Here is a 25,808-nt window from a genome sequence, read left to right as displayed (position 1 = left end):
CGCGTCAAGGCGGGAAAGCGTGCCTTGACCCGGCGCCGCCGGCCGTGTTGGGGCTTCGGATCGGGGTTGCGGGGGGTGTGGGTCCCGTCTTCATTCCCGTTCGTCTGCTGCCGTGGCCTTTTCCGCGACTGCAGCGCCGCCCGCGTTCGGCCCGGCGAAGAGCCCGGTGTTGCCCCACTCTCGATCGGGTATCCCCCACCTGGGGAAGGGAGCGGGGATGCCGACGGAAGGGTGGATCGGATCAGGAGGCGCGGTCCTGGCCGTCGCCGCGCTCTTCGCCCAGCACAAGGCGAGCCGGAAGTGGGCGAAGCTGACCGCCGCCGCATTCGCCGGCGTGGGCTGGGTTCTCGCGGCGCACCTGCTCACGTGGCTGGTGCCCGGCGTGGTCGTGGGCTGGCTCGTGATCGGCGGCAGCACCCTCGGCATCTTCCTGACCGCGCTGATCGGCGGCCGAAGCGGCCGGAGCAGCCGACCGGACCGGACCGATCCGCCGCCGACCGCCCGCGACGACCGGCGACCCACGACCGACCTGTGACACGCTGGACACGTGAGTCACCTGTCCGCGAGCGTGTTCGTCCGCTGTTCCTGCGGGCACGTGCACTGGGGCCGCTACGGCGCCGCCGGGCTGCTGCTCGTCGATCCCGCCCGCGGCGTCCTCCTGCAGCGCCGCGCCTGGTGGGTGCACCACGGCCGCACCTGGGCCCTGCCCGGCGGCGCCATCGAAGCCGGCGAGACCGCCCGCACCGCCGCTGCCCGCGAAGCCTTCGAAGAGGCCTCCGTTCCCGCCGATGCCTTTCGCGCCGTCTCGGCGTCCGTCGTCGATCACGGCGACTGGAGCTACACCACCGTCCTCGCCCTCGCCGACGGCGCCGAGGCGCGCGTCGCCAACACCGAAAGTGCGGAGGTGCGCTGGGTGGATCCCGACGACGTCCCCGGTTACCCCCTTCACCGCGACTTCGCCGCCGCGTGGCCCGCTCTGCGCGACCGCGTCGGGCGTGAACTCGTCCTGGTCGTCGACGGGGCCAACGTCGTCGGCTCGCGTCCGGACGGCTGGTGGCGCGATCGGCACGGTGCCGCCGAGCGCCTCCGTGACCAGCTTGCCAAGCTCGCCGAAGCGGGCGTGCCGGACCCGGACGATCCGGCCGTGACCTGGTGGCCACGGATCGTCCTGGTCGTCGAAGGAAAGGCGAAGCACGTCACGGGCACCGAAGGCGTCGAAGTCGTCGCGGCGGACACCGACGGCGACTCGAAGATCGTGGAGGTCGTCGCGCAGCAGCAGGCCGAGGTCCTGGTCGCGACGGCCGACCGGGAGCTGAAACGGCGCGTCGAAGCCCTCGGCGCGTCGATACTCGGCCCCGGCACGCTGCGCACGCAGCTCGACCGGCTCTAGCCGCGCGCGATCCCGTCGCGCATCTCGGCGACCAGCGACGCCACCACGGCCTTGAGGCTGCCCTTGTGCTGCTCGGCGACCGCGCGCTGCCGCCGGTAGCTCGGCCCGTACTTCAGGATCGTTTCGACGTCGCGCAGCTCGGCCACGCAGTCCAGCCGCCGCGCCACCGGCTCGAGCCGGTCCAGCAGGTCCGCCACGTCGTCGGTGACCAGCCGCTCGCGGCCGGCCGCGTCCAGGATGACGATCGCGTCCGTGCCGTAGCGGGCCGCGCGCCACTTGTTCTCCTGGACGTGCCAGGGCGGCAGCGTCGGCAGGATCTCGCCGTCTTCCAGGCGCTCGACGAAGTCGTCGACCAGGCACTGCGTCAGCGCCGCGATCGCGCCGACCTCCTCCAGTGTCGGCAGGCCGTCGCAGACGCGCATCTCGATCGTGCCGAGCTTCGGCGACGGCCGGATGTCCCAGCGGATCTCCGAGAAGCTGTCGATCACGCCGGTGGTGAACATGTCCTCGACGTAGTTCTCCAGCTCCGCCCACTTCCGGAACTGGAACGGCAGCCCGGCCGTCGGCAGCTGCTGGAACATCAGCGCCCGGTTCGACGCGTACCCGGTGTCCTCCGCGCCCCAGTACGGCGAAGACGCCGACAGCGCCTGCAGGTGCGGCGCGTAGTTGAGCAGCGCGTCGAGGACCGGCAGCACCTTCTCGCGGTGGTCGACCCCGACGTGGATGTGGACGCCGTAGATCAGCATCTGCCGCCCCCACCACTGGGTCCGGTCGATCAGCTTGGCGTAGCGCTCCTTGTCGGTGACCTTCTGCTGGTACCAGTTGGAGAACGGGTGCGTCCCGGCCGAGAACATCTCGACGCCGAGCGGGTCGGCGACGCCGTGCACGACGTCGAGCGAGTCGGCCAGGTCAGCCTTGGCCTCGGCGATCGTGTCGCAGACGCCGGTGATGATCTCGATCGTGTTGAGCAGCAGCTCCTGCTTGATCTTCGGGTGCTCCGCCTGCCCGTCGGGCCGGACGGCCTCCAGGATCTGCTCGGCGACCGAGGACAGCTCGCCGCTGCGGCGGTCCACCAGGCCGAGCTCCCATTCCGCGCCGACGGTCGATCGCCGCGAAGGACTGAACTCGATGTGCATCGCCGTCCGTCAGACCTGGGCGCCGTTGCTGGGGTCCGCGCCGGGCGGCGGACCCTGGCGCACGCGGAGCAGCAGCAGCGCGATCGCCGTCGCGAGCGCGAGGATGCCCAGCGGGGTCGCCACCGTCGGGCCGACACCGATCGCGCCGGGCAGGATCAGCAGGAACAGCCCGGCCAGGAACAGCAGCAGGATGAGGAACGCGCCCATCTTCGGCCGGGGCAGCGGCGGCGGCTCCGGCGGGACGTAGTGCTCGTCGTCGTCCGCCGGGTCGTCGGAGAACATCGTGGTGTCCCACGACGTGCCGCCGGACCGCCAGCCGGGATCCGGCGGGGTGTCCACGGCCGGCGGCTCGGCGGGCCGCTCGGGTGTCTTGCGCGACTCGGTCCCGGCGGCTTCCGCGGTTTCGGCGGCGTCGGCGGTGTCGACGGTGTCGTTTTCGGGGAGCCCGAACCCGCCGGCGCGCAGGTCGGCGACGATCTCGGCGAACGTCGCGTCGACGTCCTCCGGCCCGTCCTTCCCCCGGCTCATGCGGTCTCCTCGGGCTGGGCGGCGTGCGCCTTCGCGAACTCGACGCTGCGGGTGAAGATCACTTCGGCGTCGTTGTCCTGGGTCGCCACGTGGTAGCTGTTCTCCAGCACGACCTCGGTGACGTCGGTGCTCGAGACGCCCTTCAGCACCAGCTGCGAGTTCACCGGCTCGACGACGTGGTCGACCGACGAGTGCAGGAGCAGCACCGGCTGCGTCACCTTCGCCAGGTCGGCGCGCACGACCGCCCACAGCTTCGCCAGGCTCGCCGCCGCGCGCACCGGCGTGCGCGGGTAGGCCAGCTCCGTCTCGCCCGGCTTCTTGATGTCGTTCGCGATCGCCGGCACCGACGGCACGATCCGGCCCAGCACCGGCAGCAGCCGGGTGTCCCACTTCAGCCGCGTCACCGACGGGTTGACCAGGACGATCCCGGCGATCCGGTCGCCGAACTCCTCGGCCAGGCGCAGGGTGAGCGTGCCGCCCATGGAGAGGCCGCCGACGAAGACGGTCCGGCACGTCGCCAGCAGCGCAAGCAGGGCCTCGCGGACGGCGCCGTACCAGTCTTCCCACGTCGTGCGGTTGAGGTCCGGCCAGCGGGTGCCGTGGCCCGGCAGCAGCGGGCAGCGCACCGTGAACCCGGCGGCGGCCAGGTGGTCACCCCAGGCCCGCATGCTCGCCGGGGTACCGGTGAACCCGTGGCACAGCAGGAACCCGGTCTCGGCCGAACCGGTGTGGCCGAACGGTTCCGCGCCGGCGAGCACGCCCATGCGATCGCCTTCCGTGTGAGCGGGGCAGTCCCTCCATGCTCTCACGCCCGGCCGACGTTGTGGGGGTCCGCCCGGGCCCCGAATTCGCTGTGAGATCGATCGCTGCCGAAGTGGTAACCGGGTGGTCTGCGTTGTGCGGCGGCCACCCGGGTTCGTAGGCTGTTCGTCTCGGGTGAACAGGGCTGCGGCTGTGATGGAGGACTGAGGCACCGGTGCTGTACTGGCTCATGAAGTGGGTGTTCCTCGGACCGCTGCTCAAGACGCTCTGGCCCACCAAGGTCGTCGGCGCGGAGAACATCCCCGAGACCGGTGGCGCGATCCTCGCCGGCAACCACCTGGCGGTCGCGGACTCGTTCTTCATGCCGCTGCGGGTCAAGCGCAAGGTGACCTTCCCGGCCAAGTCCGAGTACTTCACCGAGCCCGGGTTCAAGGGCACGCTCAAGAAGTGGTTCTTCACCGGCGTCGGCCAGTTCCCGATCGACCGCTCCGGCGGCAACGCCGCCCAGGCCGCGCTCGATACGGCGATCCGCCTGGTGCGCGAGGGGCACCTGCTCGGCATCTACCCGGAGGGCACCCGCTCCCCGGACGGACGGCTGTACAAGGGCAAGACCGGCGTCGCCCGGATCGCCCTGGAGTCCGGCGGCGTGGTGATCCCGGTGGCGATGGTCGGCACGGACAAGGTCAACCCGATCGGCTCGAAGATGTGGTGGCCGCGGCGGCTCGAGGTCCGCTTCGGCAAGCCCCTGGACTTCTCGCGCTACGAAGGTCTCTCGGGCGACCGGTTCATCGAGCGGTCGATCACCGACGAGATCATGTACGCCCTGATGGAGCTGTCGGGCCAGGAGTACGTCGACATCTACGCGGCGAAGGCGAAGGAGCTCCTGGCGGCGGAGGCGGCCGGGGTCAAGCCCTCGGTGCCCGCCCAGCCCTCGGCCCGTGACGCGGCCCGGGTGCCGGATTCCAAGGTCGGCTGAGCCACCACTACTGTTCACCAGTGCGTTTTTTCTACGACACCGAGTTCATCGAAGACGGCGTGACCATCGATTTGGTGTCGATCGGGGTGGTGGACGAGCAGGGCCGCGAGTTCTACGCGGTCTCGACCGAGTTCGACCCTTCGAAGGCGGGGCCGTGGGTCCGGGACAACGTCCTGGACAAGCTGCCCTCACCGGCCGACCGGGCGTGGCGGAGCAGGGAGAAGATCCGCAACGACCTGCTGGAGTTCTTCGGCAAGCCCCCGGGCGGCATCGAGCTGTGGGCCTGGTTCGCGGCGTACGACCACGTGGCGCTGGCCCAGCTGTGGGGCCCGATGCCGGCGTTGCCCCGGCAGCTGCCGCGGTTCACGCGGGACCTGCGCCAGCGGTGGGAGGACGCGGGGAAGCCGAAGCTCCCGGCGGCACCGACGGACCAGCACGACGCGCTGGCGGACGCGAAGCACAACCTGGCGCGGTGGGAAGTCATCGAGAGCTACTTCCCGCGGCGGTGATCCGCCGGGCCGCGGGGGCGCCCCCCGTTTTCCACGCTACCGGCAGGCACCGACACTTTCGCGCCGCTGACCCCCCGGCTTGCCGCGGGTCCGAACGCAGTGAATGACTCATTCCTGGCATCGGACGCCAGGAATGAGTCATTCACTGCATCGAGACGGCGACGCGGCCCGGCCCGAAGGTCGCGAATGACCCATTGGGGACCTCGGAAGTCCCCAATGAGTCATTCGCGGCACAGATCGAGCCCCGCCGACCCGGCCGCCCGGCACCTCGGAAGCGCAGAGCCACCCAGCGCCGCCCGGAATTGTCGGTGCTCCCCGGTAACGTAAAAACCGCGGGACCCCCAGGCCGGGGACCTCTCAGCGCCGCGCCCGCACCGCCGAGGCCAGCTCATCGAGCAGCGGCGCGGTGTCGTCCCAAGCCAGGCAGGCATCCGTGATCGACTGCCCGTAGGTCAGCTCCGCAGCGTGCCCCAGCGAAAGCTCCTGCCGCCCACCGGCCAGGAAGCTCTCCATCATCAACCCCGAAATCCCGCGCTCACCCGCAGCCAGCCGCGCGGCCAGCTCGGAAACCACCACACCCTGCCGCACGTGGTCCTTGCCGCTGTTGCCGTGCGAAGCGTCGATGATCACCCGCTCCGGCAGCCCCGCCTTCGCCAACCGGGCCAGCGCGTCCGAAACGGAAGCGGTGTCGTAGTTCGGCCCGCCGTTGTGGCCGCGCAGGATCACGTGGCAGTCCGGGTTGCCCGACGTCGTCAGCAGCGCCGCCAACCCGTCGGTGTTGATGCCCGGGAACACGTGGCTCGCCGCCGCCGCGCGGGTGGCGTCGATCGCCACCTGGATGTCGCCCTCGGTCGAGTTCTTGATGCCCACCGGCATCGACAGCGCGCTGCACAGCTGGCGGTGCACCTGGCTGGCCGCCGTGCGCGCGCCGATCGAGCCCCACGTGACGATGTCCGCGATGAACTGCGGCGTGATCGGGTCGAGGAACTCACACCCCACCGGCAGGCCGAGCGCCGACACGTCGAGCAGCAGCTTGCGGGCCATCCGGAGGCCCTTGTTGACGGCGAACGTGCCGTCGAGGTCCGGGTCGTTGATCAGGCCCTTCCAGCCCAGCGTCGTGCGCGGCTTCTCGAAGTACACGCGCATCACGATGTGCAGCTCGCCGCGCAGCTCCTCGGCCTTCGCGGCCAGGCGGCGGGCGTAGTCGAGGGCGGCTTCCGGGTCGTGCACCGAGCACGGGCCGACCACGACGAGCAGCCGGTCGTCGCGGCCTTCGAGAATGTCGACCGTCTCGGCCCGGCCCTGCCGCACGACCTTGGCGACGGCGGCGTCGACCGGATGGTCTTCGCGCAGCAGCGCGGGCGAAATGAGCGGACTGATCGACGTGGTGCGGGCGGCGTCGAGGTCACCGATGGTGGCCGGTCCGGCGGAGAGCGTCATGGCGGGGGTGTTCCTTCCTGGTGGACACCGACCCGCGGGGGACTCGCCGAGCCGGTTTCGAAATCCGGCTCGGGGTGGGAGTCAGCGCAGGTTCACGCCGCCGCGCCCACCCGGGGCCGGCTTCGTAAACCAGAAATAGCGCTGCACGAGATCAACGTAGCACAGCCGCCACGAAGACCGATCCGGCAGGTGGTACGGCCTGCACCGATCAAGACGAGAGCCGCTACTCTGACGTCTGACGAAATGTGACTGTCATCTCCCGAGAACAGACGGAGGCTTCTCATGCGTGTCGGTGTGCTGACCGGCGGCGGCGACTGCCCGGGGCTCAACGCGGTGATCCGCGCGGTGGTGCGCAAGGGCATCGAGGTGCACGGCTGGGACTTCGTGGGCTTCCGCAACGGCTGGAACGGCCCGCTCACCGGCGACAGCCGCCCGCTGGGCCTGAACGACGTCGAGGACATCCTCACCCGCGGCGGCACCATCCTGCGGTCCTCACGCACGAACCCGTACAAGGTCGACGGCGGTGTCGACAAGATCAAGCAGGTCCTCGCGGACCAGGGCGTCGACGCGCTGATCGCGATCGGCGGCGAGGACACCCTCGGCGTCGCGAAGCGGCTGACCGACGACGGCGTCGGCGTCGTCGGGGTGCCCAAGACGATCGACAACGACCTGGGCGCCACCGACTACACCTTCGGCTTCGACACCGCGGTCTCCATCGCCACCGAGGCGATCGACCGGCTGCACACCACGGCCGAGTCGCACCACCGCGCGCTCGTCGTCGAGGTCATGGGCCGGCACGCCGGCTGGATCGCGCTGCACTCCGGCCTGGCCGGCGGCGCGAGCGTCATCCTGGTGCCGGAGAGGCACTTCAACGTCGACCAGGTCGTCTCCTGGGTCGAGCGCCGCTTCGAGAAGGAGTTCGCGCCGATCATCGTCGTCGCCGAGGGCGCGCTGCCCGAGGGCGGCGAGGAGAAGCTGCTCACCGGCGAGAAGGACGCCTTCGGGCACGTCCGCCTCGGCGGCATCGGCACCTGGCTGGCCGACGAGATCGCCCACCGCACCGGCAAGGAGTCCCGCGCCGTGGTCCTGGGCCACGTCCAGCGCGGCGGCACCCCGACGGCCTACGACCGCGTCCTGGCCACCCGCTTCGGCCTCAACGCGGTCGACGCGGTCGCGGACGGCGACTTCGGCGTCATGGTCGCCCTCAAGGGCACGGACATCGTCCGCGTGAAGCTGTCCGAGGCGACGGCCGAGCTGAAGACGGTCCCGGTCGAGCGCTACCAGGAAGCCGAAGTCTTCTTCGGCTGAGTCGTCCGCCGAAGGGCCGCTCCGGGATTCCCGGGGCGGCCCTTCGCGCGTTCAGGGCCGCTGCCGCACCGCGTCGACGATCCCCTGGCTCACCACGGCATCGGTCCCGGAGCCCCGGTAGGCGAAGGTGACCGGGTCGAACAGGAACTCGGCCTGGTTGCCGATCCCGTGCACGGTCGTGCTGTCCCAGGTGACGCCGAGGACGGTCCGTCCGGTGGCGTCCTTCGCGTCGGTGCGGGCGACCAGCCCGGGCACCTTCGCCACGGCTTCGTAGAGCGCGGCCCGCACCGCCGGGCGCAGATAACCCTCGGCCAGTTCGATGACTTCGCTGCCGAGGTCGTGCAGGGTGTCGCCTTCGCCGTGGGTGCTCTTGTGCAGGTAGGCGAGCATGGTGTCGGCGTCGGTGGGCAGGTCCGTGGGGGCGGCCGGGTGCGGCACGCACCGGTTCGTCACCGTCCGCCCGTGACTCTCGTGCTGCACGCGCTTCCCGTCGCGGCACCCCGCCAGCGAGGCTTCGTGGCCGTAGAGGAACTGCAGCCCGTCGTGGGTGCCGTCCACCGACGCCCACGTTTCGTTCTCCCGGCCGTCCGCGAGCCGCGTCTTCGTGTAGACGAACTGGTCCGGCCGCGGGACGACGTCCGGCAGGGCGCGCGCCTTCGCGGCCGCGGCGTGCAGGATGCGCACCGGTTCGGGCCCGGGATCCGGCGGGACCGGGGTCGCGGCCGGAGTCAGGACGACGGCCGCGGCCGCGGCCGCGGCGAGCCCGGCCGCCGTGACCCCGCCCCAGAGCACCCGCCGGCGCCGGGGACGGGCCGTGGCGGCGGCGAGCAGTTCCGCTCGCTTCCGGGCCAGGTCTTCGCGCCCCGGCAGCCCGGCGGGGCCGGCGAAGTCGCGCAGCAGCTGCATCTCATCCATGGTTCGAGACCTCCTCGGGTGCCAGCGCGGTGCGGACCTTCCTGCGGGCCCGGTTCAAGCGCGACCGGACGGTGCCGACCGGGATCCCCAGTGCGGACGCGACCTCCTCGTAGGCCAGTCCCTCCCAGGCGATCAGCAGCAGGACGTCGCGGTCCCCGCGGGCCAGCCCGGCCAGCGCGGCGGCCAGCCGGCCGTTCATCGCCTGGGCCGTCACGCGCTCGGCGACCCGGTCCGCGTGGCCGTCATGCTCGGCGGGCGGCCCGAGAGCGGCGCGCAGCCGGTATTCGCGGGCCTCTTCGCGACGGCGCTGCCCGACGAGGTTGGTGGCGATCCCGTAGAGCCACGGCCGCGCGCTCGGGAACGCCGGGTCGTAGCGGGCGCGCCCGCCGAACGCGACCAGGAACGTCTCGCCCATCAGGTCGTCGGCGGCCTGACCGCCGAGCCGCCGGGCGAGGTAGCGATGGATGTGCGGCGCGTGGCGGTCGAAGACCACCGCGAACCGCTCGGGGTGCTCCAGCGACGCGGTGATGACGTCCGCGTCATCCCCGGCTTCACCTGCTGAACTCAAGGAACCGCCTGCCTGTCGTGAGGCCATCTGCCCCGTTGTTGGCGGAACAGGCGATCCGGGTTCACGGCTAGATGCGGGCGAGGGAGTCCAGGACCCCGCCGGCGGCGGCGATGTCGCCGGTGAGTGGCCGGTCGTCGAGGCCGGGATCGAGCACTTCCGACGCCGCTTCGAAGGCGTCGCGCACCGGCAGCTCCACCAGGTCCGCCTCCCGCATGCGCAGCGCGCGGACCGCGGCCACCAGCTCGCACGCCAGCACCTGCTGGTAGGCCGAGCACGCCGCCGTCGCCGCGCGGGCCGCCTGGGTCGAGAAGCTCGCGTGGTCCTCGATGCCGCGCGAGACCACCGCCGTGCCGAGCGTGGCGGGCAGGGCGGCCTGGCGCAGCTCGGTCAGCGCGTCGTGTGCCACGTACTCCAGGATCATCACGCCCGAGCTGCCCGGCGGCCCCGCGGCCAGGAACGGCCGCAGCCCGGTGAACTCCGGCTCCACCAGGTCGCCGAGCCGTGCCACCGACAGCTCCGCCACCTGGTGCACGGTCGCGCGGGCCTGGTCGAGCGCCGTCGACACGTACGCGGTGTGGAAGTGCGCGTGGTGGTAGGCGTCGCCGTGGACGGCCGAGATCATCGGGTTCTCCGTGCTCGCGTTGATCTCGACGGCCAGCACGTCCCGCAGGTAGTGGATCGCGTCCAGCGCCGGGCCCTGGACCTGCGGGAACGCCCGCAGGCCGAACGGGTCCTGGATCCGGCGTCCCGGCTTCGGCGTCTGGTGCATGCCCAGCAGCCGCCGCATCTCCGCGGCACAGGCGACCTGCCCCGCGTGCGGCCGCGCTTCGTGCACCGGCGTCGCGTACGCCTCGGGGTTGCCGTCGAGCGCGACGTACGTCAGCGCCGCGACGGCGTGGCTCGCGCGGGTCAGCGTGTCGAGCCGCATCGCCGCGAGGGTCGCTTCGGCGAGCGTCGCGGCGTTGCTGCTCATGAAGGCCAGCGCGTCGCCTGCCCGCACCGGCACCGGCGGCACGTGCCCGGTGACCCACGGCCGTTCGCCGGTGAGCGCCAGCGCCGCCTCGGCCAGCGGCGCCAGGTCACCGGTGCCGATCGCGCCGAGCCGGTGCACCAGCGGCCGCGCGCCGGTGCGGACCGCTTCGGCCAGCGCGCCGATCAGTTCGGGGCTGATCCCGGAGCGGCCGGCCAGGAGCTGGTTGAGCCGGATCAGCAGCATCGCCCGCACGTGGCCGGCCGGCAGCTCGTCGCCGCTGCCACCCGCGTGGCTGCGCAGCAGCCGCAGGCCGTGTTCCACGGAGCTTTCGACGATGTCGTCCTTGTTGGCCCCGACACCGGTGGTCCGGCCGTAGACGACCCGGCGCGTGCTCAGCTCTTCGGCGAGCTTCCACGCGTGCTCGGCCGCCCGCAGCGCGGCGATCGAGACGTCGATGCCCAGCGGGCCTTCGGTGCGCGCCGCGGTCACGACGTCCGCGCACCGCAGGGTCCGGCCGTCCACCCGGATCAACGGCAGCCCTCCTTCCGGCTGCCCTCACTATGCGGCTAGGCCGACGGCGGCTGCCAGGGGGGCTTCGCCCAGTCCCACCGCGGCACGGGTTCGTGCGGGTCCGGTTCGGCGCCGGGTGCGGAGAAGATCACGGCCAGGCGGCTGCCCCACTCGAGGTAGCCCGCGAAGGAGGCCCGGAACTCCGGGTCGTCCGGCAGGCCCGCCTCGTCGGCGGCGTCGAGCAGCAGGGTGACCCAGCGGCGGCGCTGCTCTTCGGTGATCCCGCGGCCCAGGTGGCGGCCGACCATGTGGGCGTGCCCGCCGTGGCTCGCGGAGTACTCGGCGGGTCCGCCGAAGACCTCGCCGAGCCACACCGCGACGTGCTTCGGGTGGTCCGGGTCCATGCCGCGGAAGACGGGTTCGAGCAACGGGTCTTCCAGGACGTGGCCGTAGAAGATGGTCAGCAGCTTCACGAGGGCTTCGTGGCCGCCTGCCCAGTCGAAGAGGGTGGGGCTTTCTGGCACGATCACCGGATCAGGCAACCAGGGGTGCTCCGGCCGGGCAACCACGTACTTTCCGGTGCGTAGGGGAGAGCGGGATGAAGCGGTACCACTGCGCGACGGAACTGGCGGTCGACCTGATCGGCGGCAAGTGGAAACCGGTGATCCTGGCGCACCTCAAGGAGGGCGCCCACCGCTACGGCGAGCTGCGGCGCCGGATGCCGGGGGTGAGCGAGAAGATGCTGACCCAGCAGCTGCGCGAGCTGGCCGCGGACGGCCTCGTCCGCCGCGAGGAGTTCGACGGACGGGTCCCGCACGTCGAGTACCACCTGACGGAGGTGGGGGAGGAGCTGCGCCCGGCGCTGCAGGCACTGTACGAGTGGGGCGAGCGCCGGGCGGCCGAGCGCGGCATCACCTTCGGCTGACGGCTCAGCTTTCGTCCAGCCGCCGCTCGAGGGCGTCCAGCCGGTCCGACCAGAAGCGGCGGTAGGGCGCCAGCCAGGCGTCCACCTCGGCCAGGGGTTCCGGGCGCAGGGCGTAGCACCGCCGCTGCGCCGCGACCCGGACCGTCACCAGCCCGGCTTCGCGCAGCACCCGCAGGTGCTTCGACACGGCGGGCTGGCTCAGCTCGAGCCGCTCGACGAGCTCGCCGACCGAGCGCTCGCCGTCGCGCAGCAGGTCGAGGATGGTCCGGCGCCGGGGTTCGGCGAGGACGTCGAAAGTCTGCATCACCCCTGAAATGTGCTCTGCCGGGCATATTCCTGTCAAGGAATGCGAACCGTCGCTGGTCTGGACCATTGACCTAGTGGTCTAGTCCACTTACGGTGAGTGTGGTCCCCACCACTCCGGCACCGACGCCGTGAGTAATTCCCCGGAGGGAGAACGCATGTCCCGTTTCCGCAGGAAGAGCTTCTCAGCGCTGCTGGCCGTGGCGGCCGCCGCGGGCCTCGTCGCGGGCGGCGCAACCGCCCCGGTGGCCACCGCCGCCACCGAGACCGCGCAGGCCTCCGTCGGCAAGGTGGTCGGCTATTTCACCGAATGGGGTGTCTACGACCGCAACTACCACGTCAAGAACATCGAGACGTCGGGCTCGGCGGGCAAGCTGACCCACATCAACTACGCCTTCGGCAACGTGACGAACGGCGGCTGCGCGATCGGCGACGCCTACGCCGACTACCAGAAGACCTACGACGCCGCGGGCAGCGTCGACGGCGTCGCCGACACCTGGGACCAGCCCCTCGCCGGCAGCTTCAACCAGCTCAAGAAGCTCAAGGCCAAGCACCCCGGCCTGAAGGTCCTCTGGTCCTTCGGCGGCTGGACCTGGTCGGGTGGCTTCGGGCAGGCCGCGAAGAACCCCACGGCGTTCGCGGACTCCTGCTACAACCTGGTCAACGACCCGCGCTGGGCCGGCGTCTTCGACGGCATCGACATCGACTGGGAGTACCCCAACGCCTGCGGCCTGTCCTGCGACACCAGCGGCGCGGCGGCGTTCAAGAACCTCCTCCAGGCCCTGCGCGCCAAGTTCGGTTCGAAGCTGGTGACCGCGGCGATCACCGCCGACGGCACCAGCGGCGGCAAGATCGACGCGGCCGACTACGGCGGCGCGGCGCAGTACGTCAACTGGTACAACGTGATGACCTACGACTACTTCGGCGCCTGGGCGGCGCAGGGCCCGACCGCTCCGCACTCCCCGCTGACGTCCTACTCCGGCATCCCGACCGCGGGCTTCTACTCCGACGCGGCGATCCAGAAGCTCAAGAGCAAGGGCGTTCCGTCAAACAAGCTGCTGCTGGGCATCGGCTTCTACGGCCGCGGCTGGACCGGCGTCACGCAGAGCGCCCCGGGCGGCACCGCGACCGGCCCGGCGCCCGGCAAGTACGAGCAGGGCATCGAGGACTACAAGGTGCTCAAGACGTCCTGCCCGTCGACCGGCACCATTGCCGGCACCGCGTACGCCAAGTGCGGCAGCAACTGGTGGAGCTACGACACGCCCGCGACGATCGCGGGCAAGATCTCCTACGCCAAGACCCAGGGCCTGGGCGGCGCGATGTTCTGGGAGCTCTCGGGTGACACCACCAACGGCGAGCTGATCACGGCCGTCGCGAAGTAATCCTTCGGGGGCACCGGCGGAACTCGTCGGTGCCCCCGTTTACTGTCGTCCGGGTGAAGTTCAGCGGATTCGGCGAGTACGCCATCGACTTCTACGACGGCCTCGTGCAGGACAACTCCAAGCCCTATTGGGACGACCACGTCGAGACCTACAAGACCGACGTCCGCGCCCCGATGGAAGCGCTGCTGGCCGAGCTGGCGCCGGAGTTCTCCGACGGCTTCGGCGAGCCCAAGGTGTTCCGCCCCTACCGCGACGTCCGCTTCGCCAAGGACAAGACGCCGTACAAGACCCACTGCGGCGCGGTGATCGAGCAGGGCCGCGGCGGCGGCGCCTACTACGTCGAGGTCGGCCCGGACGGCCTGCGCGTCGGCGGCGGCTGCTTCCACCTCGCGTCCGACCAGATCGCGCGGTTCCGCAAGGCGGTCGACACCGAGCTGCACGGCGAAGCACTGCAGAAGATCCTCGCCAAGTTGGAGCGCGCGGGCTGGGAGGTCAAGGGCGACCGGCTGAAGTCGAAACCGCGCGGGTTCCCCGAGGACCACCCGCGCCTCGATCTGCTGCGGTACCGCTCGGTGTACGCCGTGCGCGGCTGGGAGCCCGACGACGTCCTGCACGAGCGGGGTGCTCTGGACCGCGTCCGGAAGGCGTGGCGGCAGCTGCGCGAGTTCAACGAGTGGGCCCGCGACCGCGTCGGCCCGAGTGAGCAGCCGCGGCGCTGAGGTCGCGGCGCGGTCGGCGCGGGCCCAGGCCGAGTCCGGTGAAGACCGCGCAGGCCAGCGTGACCGCGCCCGCCGTGACGAAGGCGGTGCCCAGGTCGGCCGAACCGCCGGCGACGGCGCCGAGCACCGCCACGCCGAGCACCGCGCCGATCTGCCGGGCCGTGCTGCTGATCCCGGAGGCCAGGCCGCCGTCGCGCGGGTCCACCGCCTGGATGGCCGCCGCGGTCAACGGGGACATGGCCAGTGCGAACCCCAGGCCGGCGACGGCCAGCCTCCACCACACGGCCCCGTAGCCGGTGCCGGCGTCCACCCGGCCGAGTGTCACCAGCCCGAGCCCGGCCAGGACCAGGCCGGCGGTGACGACGACCCGAGGGCCGTGGCGGGCGGCGAGCCGCCCCGCGAACGGGCTCGCCATGACCATCGCCACCGGCGTGGGCAGGGTCTGCAGGCCGGCGCGCAGCACCGAGCTGCCCTGGACGTGGACGAAGAACTGGGAGAAGAAGAACGACGAGCCCATCAGCGCGAAGCCGACCACGAGCATCGCCGTGATAGGCACCGCGAACGGACGCCGCCGGAACAACCCCGGCGGCAGCATCGGCGCCGCGCTCCGCCGCTCGACGACCAGGAAGCCCCCGAGCAGCACCGCCGAGGCGGCGAACGCGCCCAGGACGGCCGGCGACGTCCAGCCGCGGGACCCGCCCTCGATCAGCCCGTAGGTCAGCGCGCCGACGCCGAGGACGGACAACACCGTTCCCGGGACGTCGATCGCCGGGGCACCGGGTGCGCGGGACTCGCCGAGGACCCGGAGCCCGGCCAGCAGCAGGACCACGCCGATGGGCACGTTGACGAGGAAGATCGCCGGCCAGCCGGCCGCCTCGGCGAGCACGCCGCCTGCCACCGGGCCGGCGGCCAGGCCGATGCCGCTGAGCCCGGCCCACAGCCCGATCGCCCGCACCCGATCGGCCGGCACCGGATGGGCGGCGGCCAGGAGGGCCAGTGACGCCGGGCTCGACGCGGCCGCACCGACGCCCTGCAGCACCCGGCCGGCCACCAGCCAGCCCAGCGACGGCGCGGCCGAGCACACCGCCGAGGCGGCGGTGAACACCGCGACCCCGGCGAGGAACACCCGCTTGCGGCCGAAGCGGTCGGCGAAGACGCCGCCGGAGAGCAGCAGCATCGCGACCAGCAGCACGTAGGCGTCGACGATCCACTGCAGGCCGCTCAGCCCGGTGCCGAGCCGCCACTGCATGTCGGGCAGGGCCGCGCCGACGATCGTGCTGTCGAGCAGCACCATGAACTGGCCGAGGCCGGTCACCGCGAGCAGGGCCGCCCGTCCGGTGCGCACTGCCGTCTGCACTGTTCGATCCCCCAGAGGTCCGGTGTTCGCCGTCACGATAGTTCGACAATCCCGAAATGTCGAAGGGTAGGTACCATCGGGGCATGCGACCGCTCCCTCAGCCCGCGCGCGACGCCTTCGCGCTCCCGGCCGTGCTGCACGCGCTCGGCGACCCGGTGCGCCTCGAACTGGTGCGCCGGGCGCACGCCCGGCCGGAGTCGACTTGCGCGGTGCTGGCCGACGGCCTGGGCGTGCCGCTCTCGACGGTGTCGAACCACTTCCGGATCATGCGCGAGGCCGGCGTGGTCGCGATGACTGCCGACGGCAGGCACCGCCGGGTCCGGGTGCGCGCCGAAGACCTGCGGGAACGCTTTCCGGGCCTGCTCGAACCGATCCTCCGCGGGGCCGCGGAAGAGCGGCCGCCGGGAACCTGACCGGACAGGTTTCTGAACATCTTCTTGAACATTCGGGATCGGTACAGACGAACGCGCGAAGAGGGTCTACGCTATGTGGACGTGAGCCGACGCGCGAAGATCGTTTGTACCCTGGGCCCTGCCACCGCGACCCCGGACAAGATGCGGGCCCTGGTGGATGCCGGCATGGACGTGGCCAGAATGAACTTCAGCCACGGCAGCCACAGCGACCACAAGCAGGTCTACGACCTGATCCGGGCCGCCGCCGCGGAGAGCGGGCGGGCGGTCGGCATCCTCGCCGACTTGCAGGGCCCGAAGATCCGCCTGGGCACGTTCGCCGGCGGGCCGGTCGAGTGGCACAACGGCGATGTCGTCCGGATCACCGTCGAGGACGTCGCCGGCACGCACGACCGCGTCTCGACCACCTACAAGGGCCTGGCGAAGGACGCCAAGCCCGGCGACCGCCTGCTCGTCGACGACGGCAAGGTCGGCCTGGTGGTCAAGGGCGTCGAGGGCCCGGACGTCGTGTGCGAGGTCACCGAGGGCGGCCCGGTCAGCAACAACAAGGGCGTCTCGCTGCCCGGCATGGACGTCTCCGTGCCGGCGCTGTCCGACAAGGACATCGAAGACCTCGAGTTCGCGCTCGAGCTGGGCGTCGACTTCATCGCCCTGTCCTTCGTCCGCTCGCCGGCCGACATCGACCTGGTCCACCAGGTGATGGACCGGGTCGGCAAGGGACGGCTGCCGGTCGTCGCCAAGATCGAGAAGCCCGAGGCCGTCTACAACCTCGAAGCCATCGTGCTGGCCTTCGACGCGGTGATGGTCGCCCGCGGCGACCTCGGCGTCGAGCTGCCGCTGGAGCAGGTCCCGCTGGTGCAGAAGCGCGCCATCCAGATCTGCCGCGAGAACGCGAAGCCGGTCATCGTCGCGACGCAGATGCTCGAGTCGATGATCAACAACTCCCGGCCGACCCGCGCCGAGGCCTCCGACGTCGCGAACGCGGTGCTCGACGGCGCGGACGCGCTGATGCTCTCCGGCGAGACCTCGGTCGGCCGGTACGCCATCGAGGTCGTGGAGACGATGGGCCGGATCATCGAGGCGGTCGAGACCGACTCGCCGATCGTGCCGCCGCTGTCGCACGTCCCGCGCACCAAGCGCGGCGTCATCTCCTACGCCGCCCGCGACATCGGCGAGCGGCTGAATGCGAAGGCCCTGGTCGCGTTCACGCAGTCCGGCGACACCGTGCGCCGCCTCGCGCGACTGCACACGCGGCTGCCGCTGCTGGCGTTCACGCCCGAGGAGTGCGTGCGCAGCCAGCTGTCGATGACCTGGGGCACCAACACCCACATCGTCCCGCAGGTCAGCTCCACCGACCAGATGATCCAGCAGGTCGACCACGCGATGCTGGAGATGGGCAAGTACCAGAAGGGCGACCTGGTCGTCATCGTGGCCGGCTCCCCGCCCGGCACCGTCGGGTCGACCAACCTGATCCGCGTGCACCGCCTCGGTGAAGACGACCACGCATAAGGGACGCGTCACCCATCCAGCGCATAGGGTCTGGCCATGACTGAAATGGCCAGGACGGCCGCCACCGAACCGGAGATCCCCGGTGGCGGCCAGCCGGTGCTCGACCGCCTCGTCGCGCTGCTCGACCTGGAGAAGATCGAAGAGAACATCTTCCGCGGCGTCTCGCCCGCCCACTCGCCGGTGCGGGTGTTCGGCGGGCAGGTCGCCGGCCAGGCCCTGGTGGCGGCCGGGCGCACGGTGCCCGAGGAACGCCGGGTGCACTCGCTGCACGCGTACTTCATCCGCGGCGGTGACCCGAGCGTGCCGATCGTGTACGAAGTCGACCGGATCCGCGACGGCCGGTCGTTCACCACCCGCCGGGTGGTGGCGATCCAGCACGGCAAGGCGATCTTCTCGCTCTCGGCGTCGTTCCAGACGGACGAACCGGGCATCGAGCACGCCGAGGTCATGCCGGAGGGCGTCCCGGCGCCGGAAACGCTGCCGACGCTGATGGAGCGCGCCGAGGGCTACGCGATCGGCGCCCACGCCCGGCCGCGGCCGATCGACCTGCGGTACGTCAACGAGCCCCCGTGGGTCACCCGGGAAACCGGCGAGCGGCCGGCCCGCAACCAGGTGTGGATGCGCGCCGACGGGAAACTGCCCGACCAGCAGCTGCTGCACGTCTGCGTGCTGACCTACGCCTCGGACATGACGCTGCTCGACTCGGTGCTCGCGCGCCACGGCGTCTACTGGGACACCGACAAGGTGCTCGGGGCCAGCCTCGACCACGCACTGTGGTTCCACCGCCCGTTCCGCGCGGACGAGTGGTTCCTCTACGACAGCGCCTCGCCGACGGCCTCCGGCGCCCGCGGTCTGGCCACCGGCCGGTTCTTCGCCCAGGACGGCACGCTGATCGCGACGGTCGTCCAAGAAGGACTCCTGCGCGTCTTGTGAAGTTCGCCGGGAAATCACCCTCACGGGCGACGAATGGCCCGAATATCGGCCGCGGGAAAAGGGCATTCGGCCCGGGTGAGGGGGCCGGGACCGATCGGGGGACGGCCCCGGACCCCTCCGTGTGATGATCGCGCGGCCCTTCGCGCGGTCATCGTCTACCCTGCTCAGAGGCCGGTCGAGAGCACGGCTGGCCGACTGACGGGCGCCCGGTGCAGTGCAGGGTGCGAGGATACAAGAGCATTCTGCAAATTGCAGATTCCGGCGCCGGAATCGACTCGGGTTAATGCTCCACCGACTCCGCGCCCGGATGGTTGGATACAGGGAGCACTCGACATCCGGAGGTGCCGCGATGGCAAGGGGACAGAGCCCCACGGTTCGCCGCCGGAGGCTGGCGGGAGAGCTGCGCCGGCTCCGCGAGGCCGCCGACCTCACCATCGACGAAGTCGGCGAGAAGCTCGAGTGCTCGGCCTCGAAGATCAGCCGCATCGAGACCGGCCACGTCGGCGTCACGCCGCGTGACGCCCGGGACATGCTGGCCCTCTACGGCATCATGGGCGACGAGCAGGAGGCGCTCGTCCAGCTGGCCAGGGAAGCCCGCAAGCGCGGCTGGTGGCACGCGTACAACGAAGTCTTCACCGGCACCTTCGTCGGCCTCGAAGCCGACGCCAGCTCGCTGCGCGCGTTCCAGGCGCTGCTCGTGCCCGGGCTGCTGCAGACCGAGCGCTACGCCCGCGCGGTGATCCGCGCGCTGCGGCCGGACGCCGACGAGGCCGAAATCCGCCGCCGGGTCGCCGCCCGGATGGCCCGCCAGGAACTGCTGTCCGAGACCCCACCGCCGGAGTACTGGGCGGTGATGGACGAGGCCGTGCTGCGCCGCGTGGTCGACAGCCCCGAAGTGATGGCCGAGCAGCTCTACCGGATGGTCGCCGTCGCCGAGAAGCCGAACGTGACCGTCCAGGTCGTGCCGTTCGGTGCGGGCGCGCACCCCGGCATGGAAGGCCCCTTCCTGATCATGGGGTTCCCCGAGCAGGCCGACCCGGACGTCGTCTACGTCGACGACAGCACCTCCAGCGGCCTCTACCTGGAGGAACCCACAGACGTCCGGCGCTACGGGCTGATGTTCGACCATCTGCGCGCGGCCGCACTGAAGCCGGACGACTCGGTGGAGCTGATCGCCGAGGCGGCCGGACGGTTCGCCGAACAGGCGGCCGTACCGGCTCCGGTGCACCATCCGGAACCGAGGACACAGTAAGGAGTGGGGACCATGGAAGCAGAACTCTCCGGGGCGCGGTGGCGCAAGAGCAGCCACAGCGGCGGCGGCAACGACTGCGTCGAGGTGGCGTTCGTCGGCGGCGGCGCCGCGGTGCGCGACTCGAAGGACCCCGAAGGGGGTGCGTTCCGCCTGCCCGCGTCGGGCTGGCGGGGGCTGCTGGCCGCGGTGCGGACCGGCGGCCCGGCCCTCGACTGAGTCACTGAGACACGAGGCGCTCGGGAAGACCCCTTACCCCCGCCGAGCTGGGCTCGGCCGGGAGTAAGGGGTCTTTTCGCGTCCAGGCCTACGTGATCACCCGATGCCCGGGGTGTGCCCTCAGGACGAACCTGAGTGCTACCAACCGAGGAACAGGGGAACACGATGCACAGCGATCTGATGCTCGACGCAGTCCGTGCCGAAGCGGCCTACCGGGCCGAGGAACTGCGGAAGGCCGGGCGCAGCGCCTGGGCCGCCCGCGCCCGCCGTGCCGCCCGGCACTTCAGGGCCACGAGGACGGATGTCGAGGTACCGGCTCAGCAGCGCCGGGAGGCCACGCGGGCGACCGCCGACACCGCCCGGTAAGGGCGGTGAAGGTGTCAAAGGCGATAAGCGGTCGGAAACTGTCGGGGGTGTGAGCAACAATGCTCCTCGTGCCCCGACTCGGCTCCGGAATCCCGCTCGTCGCCCGTACCCACGAGATGCGGCGGCTCCGCGCCGCCTTCGCCCGTGCCGAACGTGGCGAGGCCGGCGCGGTGCTGCTCTCGGGGGACGCCGGGGTCGGCAAGACCCGGCTGCTGACCGCGCTCGGCGAGCACGTCGCGGCGTGCGGTGGGCTGGTGCTCACCGGCCGCTGCATCGACGTCCGCGAGGGCGGTCTTCCTTATCTTCCGTTCGCCGAGGCGCTCGCCCCGCTGGGCAGCGCGACGGACCCGGCGGTCGCCGCCGCGGTGCGGGCCCGGCCCGCGCTCGGGCGGCTGCTGCCGCAGGGCCCGGGCTTCGAGGAGCCCCGGGCGGCCGAACACCCGCCGATGACCTCCAACGACCGGGAAACCATGGTGCGTCCCCGGCCGGAGCAGGACCTCGGTCAGCTGCAGTTGTTCGACGCGGTACTGGGGGTGCTGACCGAGGTCGCGGAGTCGCGCCCGGTGGTGATCCTGCTGGAGGATCTCCACTGGGCCGACGCCTCGACCCGCAACCTGCTGTCCTTCCTGCTCACCCGGCTGCGGGCGCAGCGGCTGCTGGTCGTCGGCAGCTACCGCGAGGAGGACGTCCACCGGCGTCACCCGCTGCGCGGCGTGCTGGCCGAGCTGGTCCGGCTCGCCACGGTGGAGCACGTCGACCTGCGGCCCTTCGGTGCGGTCGACGCCCGCAAGTTCGTCGAGGCGCTGGCCGACGAGCCGCTGCCGTCGGACGTCGTGGCCGACATCGTCAGCCGCTCCGAGGGCAACCCGTTCTTCGCCGAGGAGCTGCTCGCCACCAAGACCGAGTGCAACGACCTGCCCGCCGGGCTGGCCGAGGTGCTGCTGTCCCGGCTCGAGCGGCTCTCCCCGGACGCCCGCCGGGTGGCGCGGGTGATCTCGGTGGCCAACGAACCCGTCATGCACGCCGCGCTCGCCGAGGTTTCCGGGCTGGGGGAGCTCGAACTCGACGACGCGCTGCGCGAAGCCGTCCAGCACCACGTGCTCGTGGTGCTTTCGGACGGCTCGTACACGTTCCGGCACGCGTTGCTGCAGGAAGCCGTGTACGGCGATCTGCTGCCCGGGGAGCGGTCGCGCACGCACGCGGCGTACGCGGCGCGGATCAAGGCGCGCGCCCAGGGCCGCGGTCATGACGCGAAGCTGGCCTACCACTCGATGCAGAGCAGCGATCTGGCCACCGCGCTGCCGGCGTTGCTGCGCGCGATGGACGAAGCCGAGAAACTCGGTGCGCCCGGGTCGGCGCTGCAGCACGTCGAACAGGCGCTGTCCATCTGGGACGCCGTCACCCCGGCGGACCGGCCCGAAGGCGTCGACGAGCTGAAGCTGCTGTACGAAGCGTCGTACTTCGCGGGGACCTCCGGCGAGCCCGAGCGGGCCGCCGCGTTCGCCCGCTCCGCCACCCAGGCGCTGACGCCGGACATCCCGAACGACCGGGCCGCCAAGGTGTGGCGGCGGCTGGCGGACGCGCTGCTGGCGCTGGAAGGCACGCTCGACGAGGCGGTCGCCGCCATCGACCGGGCCTGGGACCTGGTCAAGGACACCGATCCCAGCTCCGCGCGCGCCTGGGTGCTGGCCAGCCGGGCCGGCTTCCTCCGGATCCTCGACCAGCCCGAGGCGGCGCTCGACAGCGCGCTCACCGCGGTCGCCGACGCCCAGGCCGTGGGCGCGACGGGGGCGGAGGCGTCGGCGCTGGTCACCCTGGGCACGCTGGCCGACTCGCGCGGCGACGCCGCCGAAGCCCGGGAGCGGCTGCGGCAGGCCCAGCGCAAGGCGCGGGACGTCGGCGCGTACAACACCGAGATCCGCGCCACCTACTTCCTGGCGTTGAGCCACGACGACCAGGGCGAGTTCGCCGAAGCGCTGGAGCACGCCACGCACGGCGTCGCCCGCGCCGAGGAAGCCGGGCTGAGCTGGAGCGTCTACGGGCTGGAGCTGCGGGCGCGGCAGCTGATGCTGCGGTACCTGATGGGCGACTGGCCGGACGAGAGCGCCGGGCGCGCCGGGCGCGGGGTGTCCAACGCGGTCGCCGCGCGGATCCTGGCCATCTGGTCGCTGTTCGTCGTCGCCCGCGGCCGGTCGGACGAGGCCGCGAAGCTGCTGTCCGGGCTGCGGCAGCACTGGACGGCGGACATGCAGATCCCGCTGTCGGCCGGCGGCGCCGGGATCGAGCTGGCGTACTGGCACGGCGACCACGCCGACGCCGTGCGCCAGGCCGAAGACCTGATCGGCTGGCTGGAGCGGATCGAACCCGGCCTGCTGGCCGGCATCCGGGTGGCCGCGCTCGGCGTGTCCGCGGCGGCCGCGCTGGCCGCGGCGGCCCGGCTCCACGGCGACCAGACCGCCGCCGAAGCCGCGGTGGCGGCCGGCGAGCGGCTCCTGGCGCACGGCCGGATGTGCGCGGTCGTCGGCCAGCCGCGCTCGGGCACGCTCGGACCGGAGGGCCGCGCGTGGCTGGCCCGCCTGGAGGCGGCGGCCACCTGCCTGTCCGGCCGCGGCGACGCCCGGATGTGGGCGGCCGCGGCGGAAGCGTTCGGCTACGGCGCCGTCTACGAGCAGGCGATCTGCCGCTGGCACGAAGCCGAAGCGCTGCTGGCGGCCGACACCGACGCGGGCGCGTCCCTCGAGGCGGCCCACGAGGTGGCGGTCCGCCTCGGCGCGATCCCGCTGCGCGACGCGGTCCGCGACCTGGCCCACCGCGCCCGCGTCGAGCTGGACGGCGTCGAGCCGGCACCCCCGGCCCGCACGGTCACCGACCCGCTCACCGACCGCGAGCGCGACGTCCTGGAGCGCGTCGCCCTGGGCCGCACGAACCGCCAGGTCGGCGAAGAGCTCTACATCAGCGAAAAAACGGTGAGCGTCCACCTTTCCCGCGTGATGGCCAAACTGGGCGCCAGCCGCCGCGCCGAAGCAGTGGCCATCGCCTACGACCGAGGCCTGTTGACGGCCCCCACCGCGTGATCAGCGGGGCATCAAACGTGATCAGAGGGGCATCAAACGTGATCAGCGGGGCATCACGCGTGATTGGGGAGGCATCGGGCTGATGCCCCGCCAATCACGCGTAATGCCCGTCCAATCACGCGTGATGCCCGCTGGATCACGCGTGATGCCCGTCAGCGGGGGAGGCGGCGGAGGGCTTTGAGGCCGAAGGTCATGCCTCGGGACCACAGGGAGCCGGGGACCGCGCGCGGGGGACGCAGGGCGAGGCCGCGCTGGAGGGCGATCGACTGGGACTCCGTGTACTTCAGCAGGCCTTCGGCGCCGTTGCGGCGGCCGACGCCGGAGTCCTTCATCCCGCCCATCGGGACCCCGACGCTGCCGAACGTCGCCGCGTAGCCCTCGTTCACGTTGACCGTCCCGGCCTTCAGCCGCGCCGCGACCTCCCAGCCCGCGCGGCCATTGCGCGACCAGACGCTGGCGTTGAGCCCGAACGGCGTGTCGTTGGCCCGCTCGATCGCGTCGGTGACGTCGGTGTAGCCGTAGATCGACACGACCGGCCCGAACGTCTCCTCCGCGAACGGCAGCATGTCCGGGGTGACGCCGGAGAGCACCGTCGGCTCGTAGAACAGCGGGCCCAGGTCGGGCCGCGCCCGGCCGCCGGTCAGCACCGAAGCGCCCTTCGCGCGGGCGTCCTCAACGTGCTTCGAGACCGCCGCGAGCTGCTCTTCCGACGTCAGGGACCCCATCTGGGCCTGGTAGTCCAGCGCGCCGCCGAGCCGCAGCGCCGCGGTGCGCGCGACGAACGCGCGGGTGAACTCGTCGCGGATGTCCTCGTGGACGTAGATCCGCTCGACCGACACGCAGAGCTGCCCGGCCGAGGAGAAGCACGCGGTCACCGCGCCCGTCGCGGCCTTCGCGACGTCGGCGTCGGGCAGCACGATCATCGGGTTCTTGCCGCCGAGCTCCAGCGAGTACGACGTCAGCCGCTTCGCCACCTGGCCGGCCAGTTCCTTGCCGGTCGGCGTGGACCCGGTGAAGCACAGGTAGTCCGACTCCTCGACCAGCGCGGTGCCGATCTTCGAGCCGCGGCCGAGCACGATCTGCCACGTCCCCGCGGGCAGCCCGGCCTCCTCGGCGAGCTCGTGCAGCCACAGCGCGGAAAGCGCGGTCTGGTTGTCCGGCTTCTGCACGACGGCGTTGCCCGCGGCCAGCGCCGGCAGGACGTCCATCGCCGTCAGGGCCAGCGGGTAGTTCCACGGCGAGATGATCCCGACGACGCCCTTCGGGTGCCGGACCTCGCCCGCGCGGGTCAGCCCCGGGATGACGCCGGCGACGCGGCGGGGCGCGAGGAGCTTCGCCGCGTGCTTGCCGTAGTAGGCCGCCACCAGCGCGGTCGCGCTCACCTCGTCGAACGCGTCGAGCCGCGCCTTGCCCGCTTCGACCTGGACCAGGTCGAGCACCTCGTCCTGCTTCGCGAGCACCAGGTCGTGCAGGCGGGTGAGGACGCGGGCGCGCTCGGCGGGGGAGCGGTCCGCCCAGGCTCGCTGGGCGGTGCGCGCGTCCGCGAACACCGCGCGGACGTCGGCGTCGGTGGCCTGCGGCAGGGTCGCGATGGGCAGCCCGGTGAACGGCGCGGTCATCCGGATCGGGGCGGAGTCCGCGCCGCCGGTCACGCGGGCGACGAGCTGGGCCGCCCGCGCCGCGCCCGGCGCCCCGGCGACGCCGCCGACGGTCGGCGGCAACGAGGTGTCTTCGACTGCGTTCGCGGGGGTCGTGCTGGTCATGACGTCTCCGTTCCGGCGGAGTCCGCGCGACGTCGCGCAGGGGTTACCGACGAGTACACCATACCGTCGGTACGTCAGATGTCCAGCGTGATGTGAATAAGATTCACGTATTGGGCGGGTGGAGCGGCGGCAGCTGGTAGTTCGGCTCGGTCGGATCCTGCTGCACCGGGTGCGGCTGGGCCTGCGTCGCGCCGCCGTACGGGTCGTCGGGTTGCTGCGCCGGGAAGGGGTGCGACGCCGGACCGCCGTAGGCGGGCGGCGGCTGCGGGCCGGTCTGCGGCGGCGGGGCCTGTGCGGGGAACGGCTGCGACGCCGGGTACCCCGGCGGGTGAGGCTGCGCGAACTGCTGCGGCGGCCCCGGGTACGGCCGCGGCTGCTGCTGGTACGGACCCGGCGGCGGTCCGCCCGGGACGGCGGCCGGGGTGCGCCGCCCGGCGAGCACCGCGGACACCAGCGCGATCAGGGCGACGATCCCGCCGCCGATCAGCAGCCAGAAGCCGATCCCGGTCGTGTAGTGCGACTTGATCGTCCCCTCGTCGGTCTCGTAGCTCAGCGTCGCCGAGACGTCCATGCCGAGCATCCAC

Annotated in this window: 26 protein-coding genes and 1 pseudogene; 15 read left to right on the top strand and 12 right to left on the bottom strand. The window is 72.0% G+C overall.

What is annotated here, in order from left to right; translation table 11 throughout:
* The first annotated feature begins 217 nt into the window (after positions 1-217).
* Entirely contained in the window at positions 218-535 is a 318-nt protein-coding gene (locus tag IE317_RS31190; RefSeq protein WP_191314938.1) for a hypothetical protein, read from the top strand.
* 12 nt (positions 536-547) lie between these two features.
* The gene (locus IE317_RS31185; RefSeq protein WP_191314937.1) at positions 548-1,390 is read left to right on the top strand and encodes an NUDIX domain-containing protein; all 843 of its coding nucleotides are present in this window, start codon (positions 548-550) and stop codon (positions 1,388-1,390) included.
* Here IE317_RS31185 and IE317_RS31180 read toward each other — a convergent pair.
* The 3 genes from IE317_RS31180 to IE317_RS31170 are packed head-to-tail and all read right to left on the bottom strand — an operon-like array spanning position 1,387 to position 3,818.
* On the bottom strand, positions 1,387-2,526 hold the full coding sequence (locus IE317_RS31180; RefSeq protein WP_191314936.1) for a glutamate--cysteine ligase: 1,140 nt from the start codon (positions 2,524-2,526) through the stop codon (positions 1,387-1,389). The genes IE317_RS31185 and IE317_RS31180 overlap by 4 nt on opposite strands.
* Before the next feature lie 9 nt (positions 2,527-2,535).
* Entirely contained in the window at positions 2,536-3,054 is a 519-nt protein-coding gene (locus IE317_RS31175) for a hypothetical protein (RefSeq protein ID WP_191314935.1), read from the bottom strand.
* Positions 3,051-3,818, bottom strand: a complete 768-nt coding sequence (locus IE317_RS31170; protein ID WP_191314934.1) for an alpha/beta hydrolase — start codon at positions 3,816-3,818, stop codon at positions 3,051-3,053. The genes IE317_RS31175 and IE317_RS31170 overlap by 4 nt, the downstream gene beginning before the upstream one ends.
* A 212-nt stretch (positions 3,819-4,030) precedes the next feature.
* Between IE317_RS31170 and IE317_RS31165 the strand changes: the two genes are divergently transcribed.
* Entirely contained in the window at positions 4,031-4,792 is a 762-nt protein-coding gene (locus IE317_RS31165; RefSeq protein WP_191314933.1) for a lysophospholipid acyltransferase family protein, read from the top strand.
* Between the two features lie 20 nt (positions 4,793-4,812).
* On the top strand, positions 4,813-5,301 hold the full coding sequence (locus tag IE317_RS31160) for a polyadenylate-specific 3'-exoribonuclease AS (RefSeq protein WP_191314932.1): 489 nt from the start codon (positions 4,813-4,815) through the stop codon (positions 5,299-5,301).
* 357 nt (positions 5,302-5,658) lie between these two features.
* Here IE317_RS31160 and IE317_RS31155 read toward each other — a convergent pair whose 3' ends face one another.
* Positions 5,659-6,741 (bottom strand): 3-deoxy-7-phosphoheptulonate synthase, encoded by a 1,083-nt coding sequence (locus tag IE317_RS31155; RefSeq protein WP_191314931.1) that lies wholly within the window; start codon positions 6,739-6,741, stop codon positions 5,659-5,661.
* 282 nt (positions 6,742-7,023) lie between these two features.
* On the opposite strand from IE317_RS31155, the gene IE317_RS31150 reads away from it, so the two are divergent.
* Positions 7,024-8,049: a 6-phosphofructokinase gene (locus tag IE317_RS31150; protein ID WP_191314930.1), complete on the top strand. Its 1,026-nt coding sequence runs from the start codon at positions 7,024-7,026 to the stop codon at positions 8,047-8,049.
* A 51-nt stretch (positions 8,050-8,100) separates the two neighbouring features.
* Here IE317_RS31150 and IE317_RS31145 read toward each other — a convergent pair whose 3' ends face one another.
* From IE317_RS31145 to IE317_RS31130, 4 genes are all read right to left on the bottom strand, one after another.
* Complete coding sequence (locus IE317_RS31145) at positions 8,101-8,964, bottom strand: CU044_5270 family protein (RefSeq protein WP_191314929.1); 864 nt, start codon at positions 8,962-8,964, stop codon at positions 8,101-8,103.
* On the bottom strand, positions 8,957-9,532 hold the full coding sequence (locus tag IE317_RS31140; protein WP_229903017.1) for an RNA polymerase sigma factor: 576 nt from the start codon (positions 9,530-9,532) through the stop codon (positions 8,957-8,959). The genes IE317_RS31145 and IE317_RS31140 overlap by 8 nt, the downstream gene beginning before the upstream one ends.
* A gap of 67 nt (positions 9,533-9,599) precedes the next feature.
* Positions 9,600-11,036 carry an aromatic amino acid ammonia-lyase gene (locus tag IE317_RS31135; RefSeq protein WP_191314927.1) on the bottom strand — a complete coding sequence of 479 codons (1,437 nt, stop codon included), beginning with the start codon at positions 11,034-11,036 and terminating at the stop codon, positions 9,600-9,602.
* Between the two features lie 35 nt (positions 11,037-11,071).
* Positions 11,072-11,545, bottom strand: a complete 474-nt coding sequence (locus IE317_RS31130; RefSeq protein ID WP_191314926.1) for a group II truncated hemoglobin — start codon at positions 11,543-11,545, stop codon at positions 11,072-11,074.
* Positions 11,546-11,613: 68 nt separating this feature from the next.
* On the opposite strand from IE317_RS31130, the gene IE317_RS31125 reads away from it, so the two are divergent.
* On the top strand, positions 11,614-11,940 hold the full coding sequence (locus IE317_RS31125) for a winged helix-turn-helix transcriptional regulator (RefSeq protein WP_191314925.1): 327 nt from the start codon (positions 11,614-11,616) through the stop codon (positions 11,938-11,940).
* Positions 11,941-11,944: 4 nt separating this feature from the next.
* Here the strand turns inward: IE317_RS31125 and IE317_RS31120 are convergent, their stop codons facing one another.
* Complete coding sequence (locus IE317_RS31120) at positions 11,945-12,247, bottom strand: ArsR/SmtB family transcription factor (RefSeq protein WP_191314924.1); 303 nt, start codon at positions 12,245-12,247, stop codon at positions 11,945-11,947.
* Positions 12,248-12,401: 154 nt separating this feature from the next.
* Between IE317_RS31120 and IE317_RS31115 the strand changes: the two genes are divergently transcribed.
* Both IE317_RS31115 and IE317_RS31110 read left to right on the top strand, forming a co-directional pair.
* Positions 12,402-13,625 carry a glycoside hydrolase family 18 protein gene (locus tag IE317_RS31115; protein WP_191314923.1) on the top strand — a complete coding sequence of 408 codons (1,224 nt, stop codon included), beginning with the start codon at positions 12,402-12,404 and terminating at the stop codon, positions 13,623-13,625.
* 53 nt (positions 13,626-13,678) lie between these two features.
* Positions 13,679-14,344 (top strand): DUF2461 domain-containing protein, encoded by a 666-nt coding sequence (locus IE317_RS31110; RefSeq protein ID WP_191314922.1) that lies wholly within the window; start codon positions 13,679-13,681, stop codon positions 14,342-14,344.
* On the opposite strand, the gene IE317_RS31105 is transcribed toward IE317_RS31110, so the two are convergent.
* On the bottom strand, positions 14,292-15,701 hold the full coding sequence (locus tag IE317_RS31105) for a DHA2 family efflux MFS transporter permease subunit (RefSeq protein WP_229903016.1): 1,410 nt from the start codon (positions 15,699-15,701) through the stop codon (positions 14,292-14,294). The two genes, IE317_RS31110 and IE317_RS31105, sit on opposite strands and share 53 nt — an antisense overlap.
* Positions 15,702-15,784: 83 nt before the next feature.
* Between IE317_RS31105 and IE317_RS31100 the strand changes: the two genes are divergently transcribed.
* The 7 genes from IE317_RS31100 to IE317_RS31070 all read left to right on the top strand — a co-directional run bounded on the left by IE317_RS31100 (position 15,785) and on the right by IE317_RS31070 (position 23,461).
* A complete protein-coding gene (locus IE317_RS31100) occupies positions 15,785-16,114 on the top strand; it encodes an ArsR/SmtB family transcription factor (RefSeq protein ID WP_191314921.1) in 330 nt (109 codons plus the stop codon).
* A gap of 81 nt (positions 16,115-16,195) precedes the next feature.
* On the top strand, positions 16,196-17,620 hold the full coding sequence (pyk, locus tag IE317_RS31095; RefSeq protein WP_191314920.1) for a pyruvate kinase: 1,425 nt from the start codon (positions 16,196-16,198) through the stop codon (positions 17,618-17,620).
* 36 nt (positions 17,621-17,656) lie between these two features.
* Entirely contained in the window at positions 17,657-18,553 is an 897-nt protein-coding gene (tesB, locus tag IE317_RS31090) for an acyl-CoA thioesterase II (protein ID WP_191314919.1), read from the top strand.
* 349 nt (positions 18,554-18,902) lie between these two features.
* Positions 18,903-19,805, top strand: a complete 903-nt coding sequence (locus IE317_RS31085) for a helix-turn-helix domain-containing protein (protein WP_191314918.1) — start codon at positions 18,903-18,905, stop codon at positions 19,803-19,805.
* A 12-nt stretch (positions 19,806-19,817) separates the two neighbouring features.
* Positions 19,818-20,021 carry a DUF397 domain-containing protein gene (locus IE317_RS31080; protein WP_191314917.1) on the top strand — a complete coding sequence of 68 codons (204 nt, stop codon included), beginning with the start codon at positions 19,818-19,820 and terminating at the stop codon, positions 20,019-20,021.
* Positions 20,022-20,186: 165 nt separating this feature from the next.
* Positions 20,187-20,387 (top strand): hypothetical protein, encoded by a 201-nt coding sequence (locus tag IE317_RS31075; RefSeq protein ID WP_191314916.1) that lies wholly within the window; start codon positions 20,187-20,189, stop codon positions 20,385-20,387.
* A 59-nt stretch (positions 20,388-20,446) separates the two neighbouring features.
* Positions 20,447-23,461, top strand: a complete 3,015-nt coding sequence (locus IE317_RS31070) for a helix-turn-helix transcriptional regulator (RefSeq protein ID WP_191314915.1) — start codon at positions 20,447-20,449, stop codon at positions 23,459-23,461.
* 152 nt (positions 23,462-23,613) lie between these two features.
* Here the strand turns inward: IE317_RS31070 and IE317_RS31065 are convergent, their stop codons facing one another.
* Together IE317_RS31065 and IE317_RS31060 are read right to left on the bottom strand one after the other, a co-directional pair.
* Entirely contained in the window at positions 23,614-25,224 is a 1,611-nt protein-coding gene (locus tag IE317_RS31065) for a succinic semialdehyde dehydrogenase (protein WP_191314914.1), read from the bottom strand.
* Between the two features lie 103 nt (positions 25,225-25,327).
* Positions 25,328-25,808 (bottom strand): annotated as a pseudogene (locus IE317_RS31060) (hypothetical protein); the annotation flags it as partial.

The sequence above is a fragment of the Amycolatopsis bullii genome (assembly GCF_014654205.1).
GTDB lineage: Bacteria > Actinomycetota > Actinomycetes > Mycobacteriales > Pseudonocardiaceae > Amycolatopsis > Amycolatopsis plumensis.
This window is presented reverse-complemented; position numbering and strand designations above follow the sequence as displayed.

Coding starts and splice junctions, on each gene's coding strand:
- IE317_RS31190 (WP_191314938.1), top strand. CDS start 218: ATGCCGACGGAAGGGTGGATCGGATCAGGAGGCGCGGTCCTGGCCGTC.
- IE317_RS31180 (WP_191314936.1), bottom strand. CDS start 2,526: ATGCACATCGAGTTCAGTCCTTCGCGGCGATCGACCGTCGGCGCGGAA.
- IE317_RS31175 (WP_191314935.1), bottom strand. CDS start 3,054: ATGAGCCGGGGGAAGGACGGGCCGGAGGACGTCGACGCGACGTTCGCC.
- IE317_RS31170 (WP_191314934.1), bottom strand. CDS start 3,818: ATGGGCGTGCTCGCCGGCGCGGAACCGTTCGGCCACACCGGTTCGGCC.
- IE317_RS31155 (WP_191314931.1), bottom strand. CDS start 6,741: ATGACGCTCTCCGCCGGACCGGCCACCATCGGTGACCTCGACGCCGCC.
- IE317_RS31150 (WP_191314930.1), top strand. CDS start 7,024: ATGCGTGTCGGTGTGCTGACCGGCGGCGGCGACTGCCCGGGGCTCAAC.
- IE317_RS31145 (WP_191314929.1), bottom strand. CDS start 8,964: ATGGATGAGATGCAGCTGCTGCGCGACTTCGCCGGCCCCGCCGGGCTG.
- IE317_RS31125 (WP_191314925.1), top strand. CDS start 11,614: ATGAAGCGGTACCACTGCGCGACGGAACTGGCGGTCGACCTGATCGGC.
- IE317_RS31115 (WP_191314923.1), top strand. CDS start 12,402: ATGTCCCGTTTCCGCAGGAAGAGCTTCTCAGCGCTGCTGGCCGTGGCG.
- IE317_RS31100 (WP_191314921.1), top strand. CDS start 15,785: ATGCGACCGCTCCCTCAGCCCGCGCGCGACGCCTTCGCGCTCCCGGCC.
- tesB (WP_191314919.1), top strand. CDS start 17,657: ATGACTGAAATGGCCAGGACGGCCGCCACCGAACCGGAGATCCCCGGT.
- IE317_RS31085 (WP_191314918.1), top strand. CDS start 18,903: ATGGCAAGGGGACAGAGCCCCACGGTTCGCCGCCGGAGGCTGGCGGGA.
- IE317_RS31080 (WP_191314917.1), top strand. CDS start 19,818: ATGGAAGCAGAACTCTCCGGGGCGCGGTGGCGCAAGAGCAGCCACAGC.
- IE317_RS31075 (WP_191314916.1), top strand. CDS start 20,187: ATGCACAGCGATCTGATGCTCGACGCAGTCCGTGCCGAAGCGGCCTAC.
- IE317_RS31070 (WP_191314915.1), top strand. CDS start 20,447: ATGCTCCTCGTGCCCCGACTCGGCTCCGGAATCCCGCTCGTCGCCCGT.
- IE317_RS31065 (WP_191314914.1), bottom strand. CDS start 25,224: ATGACCAGCACGACCCCCGCGAACGCAGTCGAAGACACCTCGTTGCCG.